Source organism: Corynebacterium sp. LaCa78, from assembly GCF_046717505.1.
In the GTDB taxonomy this organism is placed as follows: Bacteria; Actinomycetota; Actinomycetes; order Mycobacteriales; family Mycobacteriaceae; genus Corynebacterium.
In genome coordinates, this window is the sequence record NZ_CP177112.1 from 398,104 (window position 1) to 413,213 (window position 15,110).

The window sequence follows — 15,110 nt, forward strand, 5'->3', positions numbered from 1 at the left end:
CCATCTGCTGCAACTATGTGAAATACTTTACAATATTTATATTTGTGTCCGCAATCACGTTATGGAAAGAGTGCGGGGGTCTGGGAGCTAGGCCCGGGATTTTTCCCTGCGTGCGCGGGCAACCTTGGGATCTGGATTCGGGATGGCATCCAGAAGCTTCTTGGTGTAGTCGTCTTGGGGGTTATCGAAAATCTCATCCGTTGAACCGGACTCAACAAACTTGCCCTTGTACATGACCGCAACGCGGTCCGAAAGGTGGCGCACTACGGAAAGGTCGTGGGCAACGAAGAGATAGGACAGGCCCAGCTTTCGCTTCAGGTCCTCGAGCAGGTTAATGACGCCCGCCTGGATGGATACGTCCAAAGCGGAGACGGGCTCATCGAGCACGAGCACCGAAGGGCGCGTGGCCAGGGCGCGGGCCAGACCGATGCGCTGGCGTTGGCCGCCGGAGAAGTGGCTAGGGAAGCGGTCCAGCTGCGAAGAGTCGAGGCCGACTAGGCCCATGAGTTCGTTCACGCGGGCATCGACATCGCCGTCGTAGCCAAGCGAGTTGAGCGGTTCCGCGATGACCTCGCGCACGGTCAGGCGGGGGTTGAGTGAGCTCATCGGGTCTTGGAAGACGATCTGGATGTCTTTGCGGGCCTCGCGGCGCTCGGAGCCGCTCATGCCATTGGCGTCCTTGCCATTGAGGACCACGGCACCGTTTTCTGGGTCCAAGTCCATGATCTCCAGCAGGGTGGTGGTCTTACCGCAGCCGGACTCGCCGACGATGGCCAGGCACTCGCCTTCGCGGATATCGAAGGTGATGCCGTCCACGGCCTTGACGGTGCCCACCTTGCGCTTAATCAACGCGCCCTTGGTAAGCGGGAACTGCTTGCGCAGGTCATTTACGGCGAGGGTGGTCTTGCGATCCTCGCGGGGAACGTCGGCCAAGACGTCATCGGAAAGCAGCGGTGGCTTGAACATCAGCTCACCGTCGATCTTGCGGTCGTGGATCTCCGGAGCGCGCAGGCAGGCGCTGCGGTGGGAGGTGGATTCGTCCTTGAGCGGAATCAGCTCCGGCTCGCCGGAAAGGCAAGCCTCTTGCGCGACGGGGCAGCGCGGGGCGAATTGGCAACGATCCTTTAGATCCACCAAGACCGGCGGGTTGCCCTCGATGGGGGTGAGGGGCTCCGAGGCCGAGGCATCGGGGCGCGGGGTGGAACCAAGCAGGCCCACGGTATAGGGCATGCGCGGGTTGGAGAAGATGGTATCGACATCGCCGTGTTCTACCGGCTGGCCGGCGTACATGACCATGACGTCATCGGCGGTTTCTGCCACCACACCCATATCGTGGGTGATCATGATGGTGGCGGCGCCGGTTTCGCGCTGGGCCAGCCGGATGACGTCCAGGATCTGGGCCTGGATGGTGACGTCGAGGGCCGTCGTCGGCTCATCGGCAATGAGTACGCGCGGGTTATTCGCAATCGCAATGGCGATGACCACGCGCTGGCGCATACCGCCGGAAAACTCGTGCGGGAAGGACTTCAGGCGCAGGTGGGGCTCGGGGATGCCCACCAGATCTAAGAGCTCGGTGGCTTGCTTCAGGGCTTCTTTCTTGCCGATGTCCTGGTGTGCCTGGATTGCCTCCACCAGCTGCGAACCAATATCGAAGACTGGAGTCAGCGCGGAGAGCGGATCCTGGAAGATCATGCCGATGCCATCGCCTCGGATACCGGACATTTCCTTATCAGAAAGCCCAAGGAGCTCGCGGCCATCGAATTTCACGGAGCCTTCTACCTTGGCGTATTCCGGCAGCAGGCCCATGATGGACATGGAGGTTACGGACTTACCGGAGCCGGATTCGCCGACGATGCCCAGGGTGCGGCCGGGGTGCAGGTCAAAGCTGACACCGCGCACTGCAGAGACGGTTCCAGCTTCAGAGGGGAAGCTGACGCGTAAGTCATTGACGGACAAGATAGGCGAAGTCATAGTTTACCTCCGGAATTGGAGTTGGGATCGAGTGCGTCGCGCAGACCATCGCCAATAAATGCCATGGAGACGGTCAGCAGCGTCAAGGTAGCGGCGGGGAAGTAGAACTGCCATGGGGCGGATTGCAGGGAGGCGGTGCCGCCCTGCAGCAAGGTACCGAGGGAGACATCGGGAAGCTTTACACCCAAGCCCAAGAAGGACAGTGCGGTCTCAGAGCCCACGGTGCCCACAACGCCGAAGACGAACTGGATGATAAGCAGCGAACCAATATTGGGAATGACGTGGCGGATGATGGTGCGCATCTTGGATACGCCCATGTAGCTTGCGGCGCGGACATAGTCCTGCTCGCGGACGGTAAGGGCCAAGGACCAAATCACACGGGCCTGGTACATCCAGCCGAAGGCGATAAGGACGACCATCAAAAGCTTCCAGTCACCGCCGGAGTCTGCCACCACGAGGGCGATGAGCAGGAAGGTCGGGATGGACAGCAGGAAGTGGATAACGGCGAGGACGGCCTTTTCCGCGATTCCGCCCCACAGGGCTGCGGCACAGCCGATGAATGCGGAGATGACCAACGTGGCAAAGGACACCACGATGGCAATGGTCAGGGACCTGCCTAGACCGTGGATGGTTTGGGCATAAAGGTCATTACCGGAATCGTTGGTACCGAACCAGTGCTCGGAGCTCGGTGGCTCAGACAGGGCGAGGAAGTCCGGTTCCGTGTAGTCCCACTGGGCAAAGAAATTGCCAAAAAGGGCGGCGAAGATGAGAAAACCCAAGATGAAAACGCCGACGGTAGCCAGCTTGTTGCGGAAGAAGCGGCGGACGTACAGCTTGTACCGGGAAGTACCGCGGGGAACCTCCGGCAGCGTGGCCATGCGCTCGGCCTCCTCATTGCTTAAAGGATCCTCGGAGACGACCTCGGTGCGCGTAGAAACCTCGCCACGGGGCTGTTTCTTGGACATCTTTGGTTCTTTGGGATTTGTCATTTAGCTCACCCTTACTCGTGGATCCAAGGCGACAACAACGAGGTCTGCCAGGACGGCGGACACGGCCGTCATCGCGGCACCGAATGCCGCGACGGCTACCGCGCCATTGATGTCGTTCTTACTGATGGTCTGGATGAAGTACTGGCCCATACCGTTCCAGCCGAAGATACGCTCCGTCATCACGGCACCGGTGAAAATGCCGGGCACGGAGAAGGCGACGGACGTTGCCACCGGAATAATGGAGGTGCGCAGCGCGTGCTTGCGGATGGCCTGCTGGCGGGTAAGCCCCTTTGCGCGTGCGGTGCGGACATAATCCACATCGAGGTTATCGAGCAACAGCGTGCGCTGGGTCATGTGGTAGCTGGCGTAGCTGATGATCACCAGGGAAATCGTGGGCAAGACGAGGTGCTGCGCGGAGTCCAGGAGCTTGGGGAAGAATCCCTCGACCCCCAGGGACTTGGAACCGACGACGTAGAAGATCTTCTTGCCGGTCAAATCGTTGATCTCCAGGGCGGCCCAGACGACGGCGATCGAGGCGACAACCACGTGGGTGTTCATCGCAATGATCGAAATTCCCTGCCACACGCGGTCACCGGTCTTGTACTGGCGGGAGGTGGTGTACACACCAACGGCCACACCGATGACGATGGAGAGGATGGTGGCCAGCAACAGCAGCTGTGCGGATACCCAGATGCGGTAGCTGATCTCTTCGTTAACCATCTCACCGACCGGAGATTGTCCCCAGTCCCACCTCGTGAGGATATTGGTCAGCCGGGTCCACCAACGCTCTAAGAGCGGGGTTTCTGGGCTGAGGTTATAAGGCTCGAGGAGGTTATTGATTTCCTCATCTGAAAGTGGTGGACGGCGCTCGGTGTAGTTTGAACGCGGGTCCAAAAACGAGGCCGCCAAGAAATAAGCCAAGTTAGTGGCTAAAAAGATCATGAGTAACCAGCCCAAGATCTTTTTGATCAACTACTTTGTCATTGGGAAATTCTCCGTGCGCGGTTAAGCAGGAAACAGTGCGAACAAATATGAAGCCAACGATGGAGTCGTTGTATGTGACCAATCTAATAAGATATAAGCGAGCGCACAATTCATGTAGTCCCGTGATGTACATCGCCAATCAAACGACAGGTATTTTTTCAGTGTAGACGCTTAGGGTCTTAAAAAGAAAAATGGGATTCAGCTGCAGATTTAAAAACCTGAATTGTTCAACAGTTATAAGGAACGCTTACCTGAAAATAAGGGAAAACGGGGGTAACCAATCAGCCAAGGCGGGCTGCTGCCCGTGGCTGTAATAGGGCGGAATGGCTCGGTAGGCTAGACCCTTATGGAAGATCCCACTCGCATTGACCCGACCTTGGCGGCGCTGCGCAACGCATGGGAGGGCCAGCCCGATCTGAGCCTGCCGACGCTCTTTGCCTTATTGGCCAACCGGGGCATCGGCTGGGGCGTGAGCGACGCGGACTTGGTGACCGAACTTGAACGGCAGGCCGAGGTCCACCCGCCCCTACTGCCCCTTGAGGGCGGCCGCGTGGGCACTGGTGTGTGGCTCGTGCTTAGCGATGCCCCCACCTCCCGCATCACCGCCGATACCTCCCGCATCATTGTGCGCCGCCCGAATGCTCAGCCGGTGGTGTGGGAATACAGCGCCATTAGGCCAACGGGGCCCGGGCGGCCCTTTGTGGTTACGGATACTGAGGGCTTTGAACACCGGCTTGGGATCGTCTCCAGCATCATGCGCCTGGATGAACCGCTGCCGGAACTTAGCGGCCTGAGCCGCTACGAGTTGGGTGACTTTGTCTATGTCCTCCGCTTGGAGGACGCGATTGCAGTTCTAGACCACGGATTGCATCTCTTTCATAAGGAGAATCGGCGGGTGGTGGCCCGCGATTATGCGTGGAAAAGGATAGAAAAATGCCGCCCCGGCGAGGAGCTGGAAGTACTCCTCGAGGGCGGCGATTATGCGCGATTGGGCAGGGTGGTTGAGGTCCTTATTGCAGAGACCCCAAACCCCTTATTCAGCTAAATCCTTCATAGGTTTGACCTTGGTGAAGTGCAGCTTATAACTGGTATCCAGGTCAGCGTCGGGGAAAGCCTCCCGGAAGTCGCGTTCATTGGTCTCCACAGCATCAGTCAGTCTCTCCAGCGGGGTATCTGGGTTAGCAACCACCGTGTACTGCAGCGTTGGGCGGGCGCGGTCGTATGCAACCAAGCGGTCTACGCGTTCCACTCCATCGAGCGAGTCCAGATCCTTGGCCACCGCGGTGGCGATGGCGTTCATGGATGCAGAGATTGCTCCTTGTTCATTGGAGGCTGCGGATTCCACATTATTAAAGCGGCGGTGACGAAGGTTCACGACGATGAGCCACAAGCCAATGATGAGCAGCAGGGCAGAGGCGCCAGCCAAGACCCACACCCACCAATTATTATCGCCCAAAGTGCGCCACGTATCGTGGTCTACCCACTCGGCCAAGTACTCAGCAAATTCCACATTGAAGTTAATGAGGATCGGCCATACACCTAGCGCGATGAGGATGATTCCAAGCAAGCCGAGGAGGATTCGGTCAAAGGTAGCAAGCTTTTTAGACATGATTATCCATCTCCGGAATCTTCTCTACGGCTACGGTGACCTTGGGTGGGTCTGCAAGGACCTCTAAAGCGCGGGTGACAGCCTTTTCCACTCGCCCAGGCAAATCGGCGTCTTGCTCATCGCCATTAACGGTGACCTTCGCGCTCTTGGTATCCGCCGAAGTCTGCGCGGAAGCAACTCCCGGAACACGGCGTGCTGCAGCAGAGCTCAATCGCGCGACATCGACTGGCCGCATCCACATGGAAGCGGACTCGGAAGCGACCTGGGTGTGGGTATTGCGACGGGTCTTTACCGCAGCGAATACAAAGATGAGACCAACCACGATGGAAGCCACGCCAGCCCAGATCATCCACGTCTCTAATTGCTCGGTGGCAATAAGATCAAGGACCGGCTGAACCCACGATTGGGCATTGGCATCTGCTCCGACAAGCCAGGTTTCGCGGACACCCACAATGCCAATGGCAAGCAGAACGAAACCCAGAATTACGGTCCACGTGCGCACTGCAGGAGACGCCTTGGGCCGCTGCCCGAAATGCTCAGGCAAATTCATTTCAGCCATTATTGCCTCCTTGCTCGTGGTACGGGGTAATGGAAATGGCACGCAGCGGCTCAGGTCGTGGCGCATAGACGTGCAACGGGCGCTGGCTAGCTGGCGATACCTCAATGCGCTTTAGCGGTTCCTGACGCGGGGTCTGAACCTTGCGCAGTGACGCGGGCCTAACGGTCCGCACGCGTTGCTCGCTTCGGGAGTTGTCGATCTCGATCTTGCGCAGCGGCTGCGGGCGCGGTGGCTGCACCTTGCGCAGGGGAGCCGGGCGGGCAATGCGAACGCGCTTTTTCTGTTCTGAATTGTCGATCTCGATTTTGCGCAAAGGCTGCGGACGGGGAACAGAGACCTTTGCCTTTTTGACAAAGGGGCGTACCTGTCCGCTCGGAAGCAACCTGCCAGGGCGCGGAGCGCGAACGCTGCGTACCTGCTCTGGGCGTGGTTCGACGATGCGACGCGGTTCGTGATCTTCTGGAGCGCTAATTTCTAGCAGCTGGTGGTCTGGAAGAGCAGCGGAAATGCTGCGCACCGATGCTTCTCGCGGCGTATCGACGGAGCGCACTGGCGTGTCACCAGAGGGTGTCGATACTCCGCGAACAGCAACTTCCTTTCCAGAAGAAATTTCGCGGATTTCCGCCTCTTGCGGGGTGTCGACGTTGCGAACCGTTGCTTCTTCCGGAGTCTCGATGCTTCGCACTTCGACCGAGTCCTGAGTAACGGGTTGGGTCACGGTAGAAGGACTGACCTCCGGGGTAAAAGCTGAAGCGGCAGGACGCTGCGCAAGCTGTTCTGCGGTAACCCGGGTATCCGGAACCGATTCACCGACGGTGACATTAACGCGGGTGGTGGAATAGCCGGTATGGGCAGCAATAGCCTCTGAAATGGCGGCACGCGTACTTTCCGCGACTGCGGTAACCGGAGACGGCCACACCACAGCGATGGTCGCGCTCACGGCAGCGACTTCACGCTCTGGATCCATCTGTACCGAAACCCGTGGATAACCGCGTCCGCCAATGCCAGCAAGCTTGGCATCTAAATCTTTTGTGCCAGGCACGCTAGCAATTGCGGCGGTCACGATTCGTTCCATGGTCCGCAGCGAGAAACGCGTGTGGCCCTTAGTGGAACCTTCTGACATTAGCCTTGGCCTTTCTCCTTGCCAATGAGGCCATTCCACACAGCGGTGAGGTCGATGCGGCCATCAAAGTGGGAGCCCAAGAGGCCACCGATGGCAGCAAGCAGCACGGCCAGCAGCATCCAACCCCAACCTAAGTACAAAAAGAAGGCAAGTAGCAGGCCGATAACAATGCCCAATGTGGTGTAATTTTTCATATCTAATCCTTCGAGGGAGCAGCGGATAAGCCATCTACGGCATCAGAAAACTCAACGTCGACGCGATCTAGTTCCGTACATGCCTTGCGGGCGGTCGAGCGGATTTCTTCCGCCAGACGGTACAGATCAGGTTGCGCACTGATATCAACGCGAACGTTGATTTGCAGGTGGCGATCGTCGCGGGGATCGGGCCGGCGCATGCCGGAAACCCTTTCGCCCGGGAAGAGTAGGTTCACCGAGCCGTAGCGTCCGCCGTCAAGGCCCGCGACACCGTTGAGCTTTTGCACCGCTTCCGCAATTGCGTGAGCGTGGCTTACCTCGAGCTCAAATTGTGCTCGGGGTTCAGGCATTGTTCTTATGCCTGGCCCTGGTTCAGTGCAGCCTGCTCTTCAGACTCGGAGTCTTCCTTCGGCAGCTTGACGTTGTGAACGACAACGTCAACGCGCTCTACGGTCAGGCCGGTCATGCGCTCGACAGCATTCATGATGTTGCGGCGGATTGCCTCAGCCAGCTCGTGGATAGCAACACCGTACTCAGCGGTGATGGCGATCTCGATCTTTGCGGAGCCGTTTTCTACCTCTACGTCAACACCCTGGCGTACGTCCTCGGATGCACCGAAGGACTCGCGGATGGTGCCCATCATGCGAGCGCCGCCGCCACCGAGGGAGTCAACGCCGGAAACTTCGCGGGCTGCAATGCCAGCGATCTTGGAAACAACGACGTCATCAATGGTGGTGGTGCCGTACTGAGTCTCCAGGTTGTTGTTTACCTCGCGCTCTTCAGAAGCGGCAACGTTGTTCTCAGAGTGCTTTGCAGGAGTGTTGTTCTCAGACATGGTCTTTAAGGCCTTTCCTTAAAAATTGACTTGCATGGTCGCAATATGAAATTGAAGGACCAAGAACCAACGGTTCAAAATCCTTCCTTGAGCGTACCTACCGCCCAAGCAGACGTGGGGTCTAGGACAACAATATTTACCAAAACGTGATTATTGGCACTATTGCCGGAGTGGTTTGAAAAACACCAGCCCATCGTGCTTAAATACTTAGGTTGCTTTAACAGGGCAGCGCGAACCGATAATGGGCCGTCTTAAACACGGTGCATATCGGGGAGACGCTGAGCTGGTAAAGCGAACATGACACCTTCGTTGTCACCGTGGCTCAGGGGTTTCCTGAAACACAGACTGGAAGGTCATCCGATCGGGCTAGGTCCGCGCTAGAGCAGAGACACCCCGAGACGATGGACCGGAGAAGGGGCATGGCAAATAAACAGCGGCAGTTAGCGAATAGGACACTCTCCACGTGTAATGCGTGAAAACCGTCCTCTTCACAATACTTTGACTACGGGTCTTGTACCCCGTCAGGAGCACTGCAGACTGGCATTTGCCATGTGCTGTATCTCTTGGTTGTCATGACAGTCAGACCACTGGCGTTGTGTCAGGCCCCAGGCCCGGACAACGTTATAGAGAAATCGAGAAGCAATTTCCCACCGCTTCACGCCCCGGAAACGCCGGGAATGTGAAAGTGGGGAAGCGAGGAAGAGGATAAGCGTGGCGGGACAAAAGATCCGCATTCGGCTGAAGGCCTATGACCACGAGGCAATCGACGCTTCTGCAAAGAAGATCGTCGAGACCGTTACCCGTACGGGTGCTCGTGTAGTTGGCCCAGTGCCGCTCCCAACCGAGAAGAACGTGTACGCAGTTATTCGTTCTCCGCACAAGTACAAGGACTCTCGCGAGCACTTCGAGATGCGCACGCACAAGCGCCTGATCGATATTCTCGACCCGACCCCGAAGACCGTTGATGCTTTGATGCGCATCGATCTTCCGGCAAGCGTCGACGTGAACATCCAGTAAGCGACTTTGGTGGAGAACTAATAATGAGTGAAAACGAGATCAAGGGCATTCTGGGCAAGAAGCTCGGCATGACCCAGGTCTTCGACGATGAGAACCGCGTTGTTCCGGTTACCGTCGTTGAAGCAGGGCCATGCGTTGTCACCCAGATTCGCACCCCCGAAACCGATGGTTACAGTGCCATCCAGATCGCCTTTGGCGAGATTGACCCACGCAAGGCAAACAAGCCTGAGTCTGGTCACTTCAAGAAGGCTGGCGTAACCCCGCGTCGTCACGTTGCAGAAATCCGCATGGACGACACCTCCGCATACGAGGTTGGCCAAGAGGTCAAGGTAGACATCTTCGAAGGCATCACCTTCGTTGACGTCACCGGCCAGACCAAGGGCCACGGCTACGCTGGTGCTATGAAGCGCCACGGCTTCCAGGGTCAGGGCGCAGCTCACGGTAACCAGGCCGCTCACCGCCGCGTTGGTGGTATCGGTGGCGCTGCTACCCCGGGCCGCGTCTTCAAGGGCAAGCGCATGGCTGGCCGCATGGGCCACGACCGCGTGACAACCCAAAACCTGAAGATTCAGAAAGTCGATGTCGAGTCCAACCTGCTGCTCATCAAGGGTGCTATCCCTGGTGCGCGCGGCGGCCTCGTCACCGTTAAGACCGCAGTGAAGGGCGGTGCACACGCATGAGCAACCTCAAGCTAGACGTCCACACCTCTGAAGGTAAGACCAATGGCTCCGTGGACCTGCCGGCTGAAATCTTTGACACCGAGGCATCCGTTGCTTTGATGCACCAGGTTGTCAACGCACAGCTTGCTGCTGCTCGTCAGGGCACCCACGCCACCAAGACTCGCGGCGCTGTCCGTGGTGGTGGCCGCAAGCCTTTCCGCCAGAAGGGCACCGGTCGTGCGCGCCAGGGTTCCATCCGTGCGCCGCACTACACCGGCGGTGGCACCGTCCACGGCCCGCAGCCACGTAGCTACGCACAGCGCACCCCTAAGAAGATGATCAAGGCTGCTCTCTTCGGTGCGTTGTCTGACCGTGCTCGCAACGAGCGCATCCATGTCATCGAAGAGTTGGTTCCAGGCCAGAAGCCGTCCACCAAGGCGGCCAAGGCTTTCCTCGAGTCCCTGACCGAGCGCGACAACGTGCTGCTGGTTATCGGCCGCGAGGATATCAACGCCCGTCGTAGCGCTAATAACCTGCCGAACGTTCAGATCCTGGACGCCGGTCAGCTCAACACCTACGACGTTCTCTACTCCGATGACGTTGTGTTCTCCGTTGAGGCGCTACACACCTTCATCACTCGCGCTACCGGCGCGGATAAGGAGGAGAACTAATGGCTAAGATTTCTAACCCGCGCGATGTCATCATCGCCCCGGTTGTATCTGAGAAGTCCTACGGTCTGATGGAGCAGAACGTTTACACGTTCTTCGTCTCCCCAGACTCCAACAAGTCCCAGATTAAAGATGCCGTCGAGCAGATCTTTGACGTGAAGGTCGACTCCGTGAATACCGTAAACCGTGCAGGTAAGCGCAAGCGCACCCGCACCGGCTTCGGTCAGCGTAAGTCCACCAAGCGCGCATACGTGACGCTCCGTGAAGGCAGCGACTCCATCGACGTCTTCGGCGCAGGCGCTTAAGCGCCACCGGAGAGCCGAAAGGAAAAGGAAGAATTATGGCTATTCGTAAGTACAAGCCGACAACTCCGGGTCGCCGCGCATCCTCCGTATCTGAGTTTGACGAGATCACTCGTTCGACTCCGGAGAAGTCCCTGCTGCGCCCGCTGAGCAAAACCGGTGGTCGTAATAACTACGGCCGCATCACCACCCGCCACATCGGCGGTGGCCACAAGCGCCGTTACCGTCTGATCGACTTCCGTCGTAACGACAAGGACGGCATTCCGGCAAAGGTCGCTCACATTGAGTACGACCCGAACCGCACCGCAAACATTGCATTGCTGCACTACGTAGATGGCGAGAAGCGCTACATCATTGCGCCGAAGGGCCTGAAGCAGGGTGCCGTTGTCGAGTCCGGCCCGAACGCAGATATCAAGGTGGGCAATAACCTGCCGCTGCGCAACATCCCGACCGGTTCGACCATCCACGCTGTTGAGCTCAAGCCTGGCGCTGGCGCTAAGCTGGCTCGCTCTGCTGGTGCTTCCATCCAGCTGCTGGGTAAGGAAGGCAAGTACGCAGTTCTGCGTATGCCGTCTTCTGAAATCCGCCGCGTGGACATCCGTTGCCGCGCAACGGTTGGTGAAGTTGGCAACGCCGAGCAGATGAACATCCGCTGGGGCAAGGCCGGCCGCATGCGTTGGAAGGGCGTTCGCCCGACCGTCCGTGGTGTCGTTATGAACCCGGTTGACCACCCACACGGTGGTGGTGAGGGTAAGACCTCCGGTGGTCGCCACCCAGTGTCCCCATGGGGTCACAAGGAGGGTCGCACCCGCAACCCGAACCGTTACTCCAACAACATGATCGTGCGCCGTCGTCGCCCGAACAAGAAGCGCTAAGAGGAGGTAAACAATGCCACGCAGCCTTAAGAAAGGCCCGTTCGTCGATGAGCACCTCCTCAACAAGGTGGATGCTCAAAACGATGCAGGCACCAAGCAGGTCATCAAGACCTGGTCTCGCCGCTCGACCATTCTCCCCGATTTCATCGGACACACCTTCGCCGTCCACGACGGCCGCAAGCATGTGCCGGTCTTCATCGAGGACTCCATGGTCGGCCACAAGTTGGGCGAGTTTGCACCAACCAAGACCTTTAAGGGTCACGTCAAGGATGACAAGAAGGGACGTCGATAAGCGATGAGTGAGACCATCACCTCCGCATCCGCTACGGCCCGCTACGTCCGCGTTACCCCGATGAAGGCACGTCGTGTGCTCGATCTGGTCCGCGGCAAGTCCGTAAGCGAAGCTTTGGCAATCCTGAAGTACGCACCGCAGGGTGCTTCCAAGCCAGTTGCAAAGGTCGTTGCTTCCGCAGCCGCTAACGCTGAGAACAACTTCGGCCTCGACCCACGCACCCTGGTCATCTCTGAGGCATACGCCAACGAGGGACCGACCATGCGTCGTTTCCAGCCGCGTGCACAGGGTCGTGCATTCATGATTCGTAAGCGCACCAGCCACATCACCGTGGTTGTCGAAAGCCAGCAGGAAGGGGCCAAGTAATGGGCCAGAAGATCCATCCTCACGGCCTACGTTTGGGCATCACCTCCGACTGGAAGACCCACTGGTTCGCGGATAAGGACTACGCGAACTACGTAGCCGAAGACATCAAGATTCGTAACTACCTCAACAAGGGCCTCGAGCGCGCCGGCATCGCCGACATTGTTATCGAGCGCACCCGTGACCGCGTACGCGTGGACATTCACACCGCCCGCCCGGGCATCGTGATTGGCCGCCGTGGTGCTGAGGCTGACCGCATCCGTCGCGAGCTGGAAAAGCTCACCGGCAAGATGGTTGCCCTCAACATCCTCGAGGTCAAGCAGGTAGACGCAAACGCAACCCTCGTTGCTCACTCCATTGCGGAGCAGCTGGTTAACCGCGTCGCATTCCGTCGTGCAATGCGCAAGGCTATCCAGTCCGCTATGCGCCAGCCACAGGTTAAGGGCATCAAGATCCTGCTGTCCGGCCGCCTGGGCGGTGCAGAAATGTCCCGCGTCGAGCGCTACCACGAGGGCCGCGTTCCGCTGCACACTCTTCGCGCCGAGATCGACTACGGCACCGCAGAGGCCCACACCACCTTCGGCCGCATCGGCATCAAGGTGTGGATCTACAAGGGTGACGTCGTCGGTGGCGTACGCGAGTCCGAACTGAACGCTCCGGCACAGGGCCGTGGCCGTGGTGACCGCAACGGTCGCTCCCGCCGCGGTGGCCAGCGCCGCCAGCGTGCACAGCAGAAGCAGGAGGGCTAATCCATGCTGATTCCTAAGCGTGTTAAGTACCGCCGTCAGCACCGCCCGAGCCGTCGTGGCGTGTCCAAGGGCGGAAACCGCATTAACTTCGGCGATTACGCAATCCAGGCACTGGAGCCTGCGTACATCACCAACCGTCAGATTGAGGCCGCACGTATTGCCATCAACCGCCACGTTAAGCGTGGTGGCAAGGTGTGGATCAACATCTTCCCGGACCGTCCGTTGACCCAGAAGCCGCTCGGTGTTCGTATGGGTTCTGGTAAGGGCCCGGTTGAGAAGTGGGTGGCTAACGTGAAGCCTGGCCGCGTACTTTTCGAGATGAGCTACCCAACTGAGGCTGTTGCAATCGAGGCTCTGCGCCGCGCTGGCCAGAAGCTTCCTTGCAAGGTCCGCATCATCAAGAAGGAGGACCAGTTCTAATGGCAACCGGTACCCCCGCCCACGAGTTCCGTGAGCTCGACAACGCAGAGCTGGAAACCCGTCTGAAGGATGCGAAGGAAGAACTGTTCAACCTTCGTTTCCAGAAGGCCACCGGCCAGCTGACCAACAACCGCCGCATCGGCACGGTTAAGCGCGACATTGCCCGCATCTACACCGTTCTGCGCGAGCGCGAGCTGGGCCTGTCTGTCGCTCCGGGAGCTGAGGCTTAATCATGAGTGAGGCTAACGTGACTGAATCCAAGAAGGGACCAACTCCGAAGAAGGAGAAGGTCAAGGGTGCTCCTAAGGTCCGCACCGGCTACGTCGTCTCGGACAAGATGTCCAAGACCATCGTCGTCGAGATCGAAGACCGCAAGCAGCACGCTCTGTACGGCAAGATCATGCGCTCTAACAAGAAGGTTAAGGCGCACGATGAGGAAGAAACCGCAGGCGTAGGCGATCTCGTACGTATCGCTGAGACCCGCCCGCTGTCCAAGGACAAGCACTTCCGTCTCGTAAAGATCATCGAGAAGGCTAAGTAAAACCTAGCCAGCGCAGCCCCTGTACCGGACCATATGGTTCGATACAGGGGCCTTTCGCTGTTTTAGAGCTCTTAAGGCCGGGCCCTTCCGTAGAACCAGTAGGGCACCCAGGTGACGTCGTCGGAAGAAAGGCCCCAATCTCTCACCACGAGGCCCCGGACCTTCTTCGCCAAGTCCCCCTCGCCGGAGACCCACACGTATCCTGGCGTCGGCGCACCGGCATAATCTGCTTTCAGCGTGGCAACGACAGAATCCGCCTCCTTGTGCGGCTCGGTGCGAAGGACGCGCATGCTGCGCACGCGGGACTCCCACCTGTCCGTAAGCCCGGGCTCTACCTCGTCATCGCTGGTGACCACCGCTACAACGTCGGTGGAACCGAGCTTCGCTGGGTCATGTTCCTCTTGGTAGGAAAGGATGTGCCGAAGGGCAGGCAGGGCGGAGGCATCGGCGACCAATAGCTGCGCAGCCTCGGTAGGCCGCCACATCTCGTTGCAGGTAAAGAACCCCGCTGTATCGCCGGGTTGCGCGCGCAGAATCCATCGCGAGCCGGGGCCGGAATCGCCGTGGGTGACCACATCGACATCGATAGTGGCCTCCTCGGGGTGGAGCGCGCGGATGGTGTACCAGCGCAGGTCCGGCCGCGTCTCCTCGTCTATAGCGGCGACGGCGGCTCGGAGGTTAACGCCGTCGACGGGGAAGGGCGTAAATTCCTGCCCGGTTTGGGGCATGACAAGGCCAAAGAATTCATCGGGGCCGGCAAGGTCATACGTCCGGAACGCCTCGGCATGAAACGTCAGGCGGTGCAGGCGCGGCCGGATCAGTTCATTCGCGGTCAGGGTAACGGGAATCAGTTGGTGTTCAGTCATCGGGGACGATTGTAGGGAACAGCTCATGCATTCAACATACTCGTTCGAAGCTAAGCCTTGCCTAATCCTTTGATTGGGGTCTAGGATCAGCAAC

Annotated in this window: 22 protein-coding genes; 12 read left to right on the plus strand and 10 right to left on the minus strand. The window is 58.7% G+C overall.

Annotated features, from left to right (window positions below):
• Positions 1-87: 87 nt before the first annotated feature.
• From ACLI1O_RS01985 to ACLI1O_RS01995, 3 genes are read right to left on the minus strand one after another with little or no spacing between them, the layout of a single operon-like run.
• The gene (locus ACLI1O_RS01985; protein WP_239269120.1) at positions 88-1,971 is read right to left on the minus strand and encodes an ABC transporter ATP-binding protein; all 1,884 of its coding nucleotides are present in this window, start codon (positions 1,969-1,971) and stop codon (positions 88-90) included.
• Positions 1,968-2,960, minus strand: a complete 993-nt coding sequence (locus ACLI1O_RS01990; protein ID WP_023016732.1) for an ABC transporter permease — start codon at positions 2,958-2,960, stop codon at positions 1,968-1,970. Before ACLI1O_RS01990 ends, ACLI1O_RS01985 begins: the two co-directional genes overlap by 4 nt.
• Complete coding sequence (locus ACLI1O_RS01995; RefSeq protein ID WP_239269132.1) at positions 2,961-3,902, minus strand: ABC transporter permease; 942 nt, start codon at positions 3,900-3,902, stop codon at positions 2,961-2,963.
• Positions 3,903-4,290: 388 nt separating this feature from the next.
• Here ACLI1O_RS01995 and ACLI1O_RS02000 point away from each other — a divergent pair, with 388 nt between their 5' ends.
• Positions 4,291-4,989, plus strand: a complete 699-nt coding sequence (locus ACLI1O_RS02000) for a hypothetical protein (RefSeq protein ID WP_239269119.1) — start codon at positions 4,291-4,293, stop codon at positions 4,987-4,989.
• On the opposite strand, the gene amaP is transcribed toward ACLI1O_RS02000, so the two are convergent.
• The 6 genes from amaP to ACLI1O_RS02030 are packed head-to-tail and all read right to left on the minus strand — an operon-like array spanning position 4,978 to position 8,264.
• Positions 4,978-5,553: an alkaline shock response membrane anchor protein AmaP gene (gene amaP / locus ACLI1O_RS02005; RefSeq protein ID WP_239269118.1), complete on the minus strand. Its 576-nt coding sequence runs from the start codon at positions 5,551-5,553 to the stop codon at positions 4,978-4,980. The genes ACLI1O_RS02000 and amaP overlap by 12 nt on opposite strands.
• The gene (locus tag ACLI1O_RS02010) at positions 5,546-6,112 is read right to left on the minus strand and encodes a DUF6286 domain-containing protein (RefSeq protein WP_023025174.1); all 567 of its coding nucleotides are present in this window, start codon (positions 6,110-6,112) and stop codon (positions 5,546-5,548) included. The genes amaP and ACLI1O_RS02010 overlap by 8 nt, the downstream gene beginning before the upstream one ends.
• Complete coding sequence (locus ACLI1O_RS02015) at positions 6,105-7,235, minus strand: Asp23/Gls24 family envelope stress response protein (protein ID WP_239269117.1); 1,131 nt, start codon at positions 7,233-7,235, stop codon at positions 6,105-6,107. Before ACLI1O_RS02015 ends, ACLI1O_RS02010 begins: the two co-directional genes overlap by 8 nt.
• Positions 7,235-7,429 carry a hypothetical protein gene (locus ACLI1O_RS02020; RefSeq protein WP_239269116.1) on the minus strand — a complete coding sequence of 65 codons (195 nt, stop codon included), beginning with the start codon at positions 7,427-7,429 and terminating at the stop codon, positions 7,235-7,237. Before ACLI1O_RS02020 ends, ACLI1O_RS02015 begins: the two co-directional genes overlap by 1 nt.
• 2 nt (positions 7,430-7,431) lie before the next feature.
• Complete coding sequence (locus ACLI1O_RS02025; protein WP_005276897.1) at positions 7,432-7,779, minus strand: hypothetical protein; 348 nt, start codon at positions 7,777-7,779, stop codon at positions 7,432-7,434.
• A gap of 5 nt (positions 7,780-7,784) precedes the next feature.
• Complete coding sequence (locus tag ACLI1O_RS02030; protein WP_005276899.1) at positions 7,785-8,264, minus strand: Asp23/Gls24 family envelope stress response protein; 480 nt, start codon at positions 8,262-8,264, stop codon at positions 7,785-7,787.
• A gap of 711 nt (positions 8,265-8,975) precedes the next feature.
• On the opposite strand from ACLI1O_RS02030, the gene rpsJ reads away from it, so the two are divergent.
• From rpsJ to rpsQ, 11 genes are read left to right on the plus strand one after another with little or no spacing between them, the layout of a single operon-like run.
• Positions 8,976-9,281 carry a 30S ribosomal protein S10 gene (rpsJ, locus tag ACLI1O_RS02035; protein WP_003848085.1) on the plus strand — a complete coding sequence of 102 codons (306 nt, stop codon included), beginning with the start codon at positions 8,976-8,978 and terminating at the stop codon, positions 9,279-9,281.
• Between the two features lie 23 nt (positions 9,282-9,304).
• Complete coding sequence (gene rplC, locus ACLI1O_RS02040) at positions 9,305-9,961, plus strand: 50S ribosomal protein L3 (protein ID WP_005276932.1); 657 nt, start codon at positions 9,305-9,307, stop codon at positions 9,959-9,961.
• Entirely contained in the window at positions 9,958-10,611 is a 654-nt protein-coding gene (gene rplD, locus ACLI1O_RS02045; RefSeq protein ID WP_239269115.1) for a 50S ribosomal protein L4, read from the plus strand. Before rplC ends, rplD begins: the two co-directional genes overlap by 4 nt.
• Positions 10,611-10,913 carry a 50S ribosomal protein L23 gene (gene rplW / locus ACLI1O_RS02050; protein WP_005276934.1) on the plus strand — a complete coding sequence of 101 codons (303 nt, stop codon included), beginning with the start codon at positions 10,611-10,613 and terminating at the stop codon, positions 10,911-10,913. The genes rplD and rplW overlap by 1 nt, the downstream gene beginning before the upstream one ends.
• A 35-nt stretch (positions 10,914-10,948) precedes the next feature.
• Positions 10,949-11,785: a 50S ribosomal protein L2 gene (rplB, locus tag ACLI1O_RS02055; protein WP_005276935.1), complete on the plus strand. Its 837-nt coding sequence runs from the start codon at positions 10,949-10,951 to the stop codon at positions 11,783-11,785.
• A 13-nt stretch (positions 11,786-11,798) separates the two neighbouring features.
• Positions 11,799-12,077, plus strand: coding sequence for a 30S ribosomal protein S19 (gene rpsS / locus ACLI1O_RS02060; RefSeq protein WP_005276936.1), 279 nt, complete (start codon positions 11,799-11,801; stop codon positions 12,075-12,077).
• Positions 12,078-12,080: 3 nt separating this feature from the next.
• On the plus strand, positions 12,081-12,443 hold the full coding sequence (gene rplV, locus ACLI1O_RS02065; RefSeq protein WP_005276938.1) for a 50S ribosomal protein L22: 363 nt from the start codon (positions 12,081-12,083) through the stop codon (positions 12,441-12,443).
• Positions 12,443-13,189, plus strand: coding sequence for a 30S ribosomal protein S3 (gene rpsC / locus ACLI1O_RS02070; RefSeq protein WP_005276941.1), 747 nt, complete (start codon positions 12,443-12,445; stop codon positions 13,187-13,189). Before rplV ends, rpsC begins: the two co-directional genes overlap by 1 nt.
• A gap of 3 nt (positions 13,190-13,192) precedes the next feature.
• The gene (rplP, locus tag ACLI1O_RS02075) at positions 13,193-13,609 is read left to right on the plus strand and encodes a 50S ribosomal protein L16 (protein ID WP_005276943.1); all 417 of its coding nucleotides are present in this window, start codon (positions 13,193-13,195) and stop codon (positions 13,607-13,609) included.
• Positions 13,609-13,839 (plus strand): 50S ribosomal protein L29, encoded by a 231-nt coding sequence (gene rpmC, locus ACLI1O_RS02080; RefSeq protein ID WP_005276944.1) that lies wholly within the window; start codon positions 13,609-13,611, stop codon positions 13,837-13,839. The genes rplP and rpmC overlap by 1 nt, the downstream gene beginning before the upstream one ends.
• Positions 13,840-13,841: 2 nt before the next feature.
• Positions 13,842-14,150: a 30S ribosomal protein S17 gene (gene rpsQ / locus ACLI1O_RS02085; RefSeq protein ID WP_239269114.1), complete on the plus strand. Its 309-nt coding sequence runs from the start codon at positions 13,842-13,844 to the stop codon at positions 14,148-14,150.
• 71 nt (positions 14,151-14,221) lie between these two features.
• Here the strand turns inward: rpsQ and ACLI1O_RS02090 are convergent, their stop codons facing one another.
• Entirely contained in the window at positions 14,222-15,016 is a 795-nt protein-coding gene (locus tag ACLI1O_RS02090; RefSeq protein ID WP_239275509.1) for a siderophore-interacting protein, read from the minus strand.
• Positions 15,017-15,110: the final 94 nt, after the last annotated feature.

Coding starts and splice junctions, on each gene's coding strand:
- ACLI1O_RS01985 (WP_239269120.1), bottom strand. CDS start 1,971: ATGACTTCGCCTATCTTGTCCGTCAATGACTTACGCGTCAGCTTCCCC.
- ACLI1O_RS01990 (WP_023016732.1), bottom strand. CDS start 2,960: ATGACAAATCCCAAAGAACCAAAGATGTCCAAGAAACAGCCCCGTGGC.
- ACLI1O_RS01995 (WP_239269132.1), bottom strand. CDS start 3,902: ATGATCTTTTTAGCCACTAACTTGGCTTATTTCTTGGCGGCCTCGTTT.
- ACLI1O_RS02000 (WP_239269119.1), top strand. CDS start 4,291: ATGGAAGATCCCACTCGCATTGACCCGACCTTGGCGGCGCTGCGCAAC.
- amaP (WP_239269118.1), bottom strand. CDS start 5,553: ATGTCTAAAAAGCTTGCTACCTTTGACCGAATCCTCCTCGGCTTGCTT.
- ACLI1O_RS02010 (WP_023025174.1), bottom strand. CDS start 6,112: ATGGCTGAAATGAATTTGCCTGAGCATTTCGGGCAGCGGCCCAAGGCG.
- ACLI1O_RS02015 (WP_239269117.1), bottom strand. CDS start 7,235: ATGTCAGAAGGTTCCACTAAGGGCCACACGCGTTTCTCGCTGCGGACC.
- ACLI1O_RS02020 (WP_239269116.1), bottom strand. CDS start 7,429: ATGAAAAATTACACCACATTGGGCATTGTTATCGGCCTGCTACTTGCC.
- ACLI1O_RS02025 (WP_005276897.1), bottom strand. CDS start 7,779: ATGCCTGAACCCCGAGCACAATTTGAGCTCGAGGTAAGCCACGCTCAC.
- ACLI1O_RS02030 (WP_005276899.1), bottom strand. CDS start 8,264: ATGTCTGAGAACAACACTCCTGCAAAGCACTCTGAGAACAACGTTGCC.
- rplC (WP_005276932.1), top strand. CDS start 9,305: ATGAGTGAAAACGAGATCAAGGGCATTCTGGGCAAGAAGCTCGGCATG.
- rplD (WP_239269115.1), top strand. CDS start 9,958: ATGAGCAACCTCAAGCTAGACGTCCACACCTCTGAAGGTAAGACCAAT.
- rplW (WP_005276934.1), top strand. CDS start 10,611: ATGGCTAAGATTTCTAACCCGCGCGATGTCATCATCGCCCCGGTTGTA.
- rplB (WP_005276935.1), top strand. CDS start 10,949: ATGGCTATTCGTAAGTACAAGCCGACAACTCCGGGTCGCCGCGCATCC.
- rpsS (WP_005276936.1), top strand. CDS start 11,799: ATGCCACGCAGCCTTAAGAAAGGCCCGTTCGTCGATGAGCACCTCCTC.
- rplV (WP_005276938.1), top strand. CDS start 12,081: ATGAGTGAGACCATCACCTCCGCATCCGCTACGGCCCGCTACGTCCGC.
- rpsC (WP_005276941.1), top strand. CDS start 12,443: ATGGGCCAGAAGATCCATCCTCACGGCCTACGTTTGGGCATCACCTCC.
- rplP (WP_005276943.1), top strand. CDS start 13,193: ATGCTGATTCCTAAGCGTGTTAAGTACCGCCGTCAGCACCGCCCGAGC.
- rpmC (WP_005276944.1), top strand. CDS start 13,609: ATGGCAACCGGTACCCCCGCCCACGAGTTCCGTGAGCTCGACAACGCA.
- rpsQ (WP_239269114.1), top strand. CDS start 13,842: ATGAGTGAGGCTAACGTGACTGAATCCAAGAAGGGACCAACTCCGAAG.
- ACLI1O_RS02090 (WP_239275509.1), bottom strand. CDS start 15,016: ATGACTGAACACCAACTGATTCCCGTTACCCTGACCGCGAATGAACTG.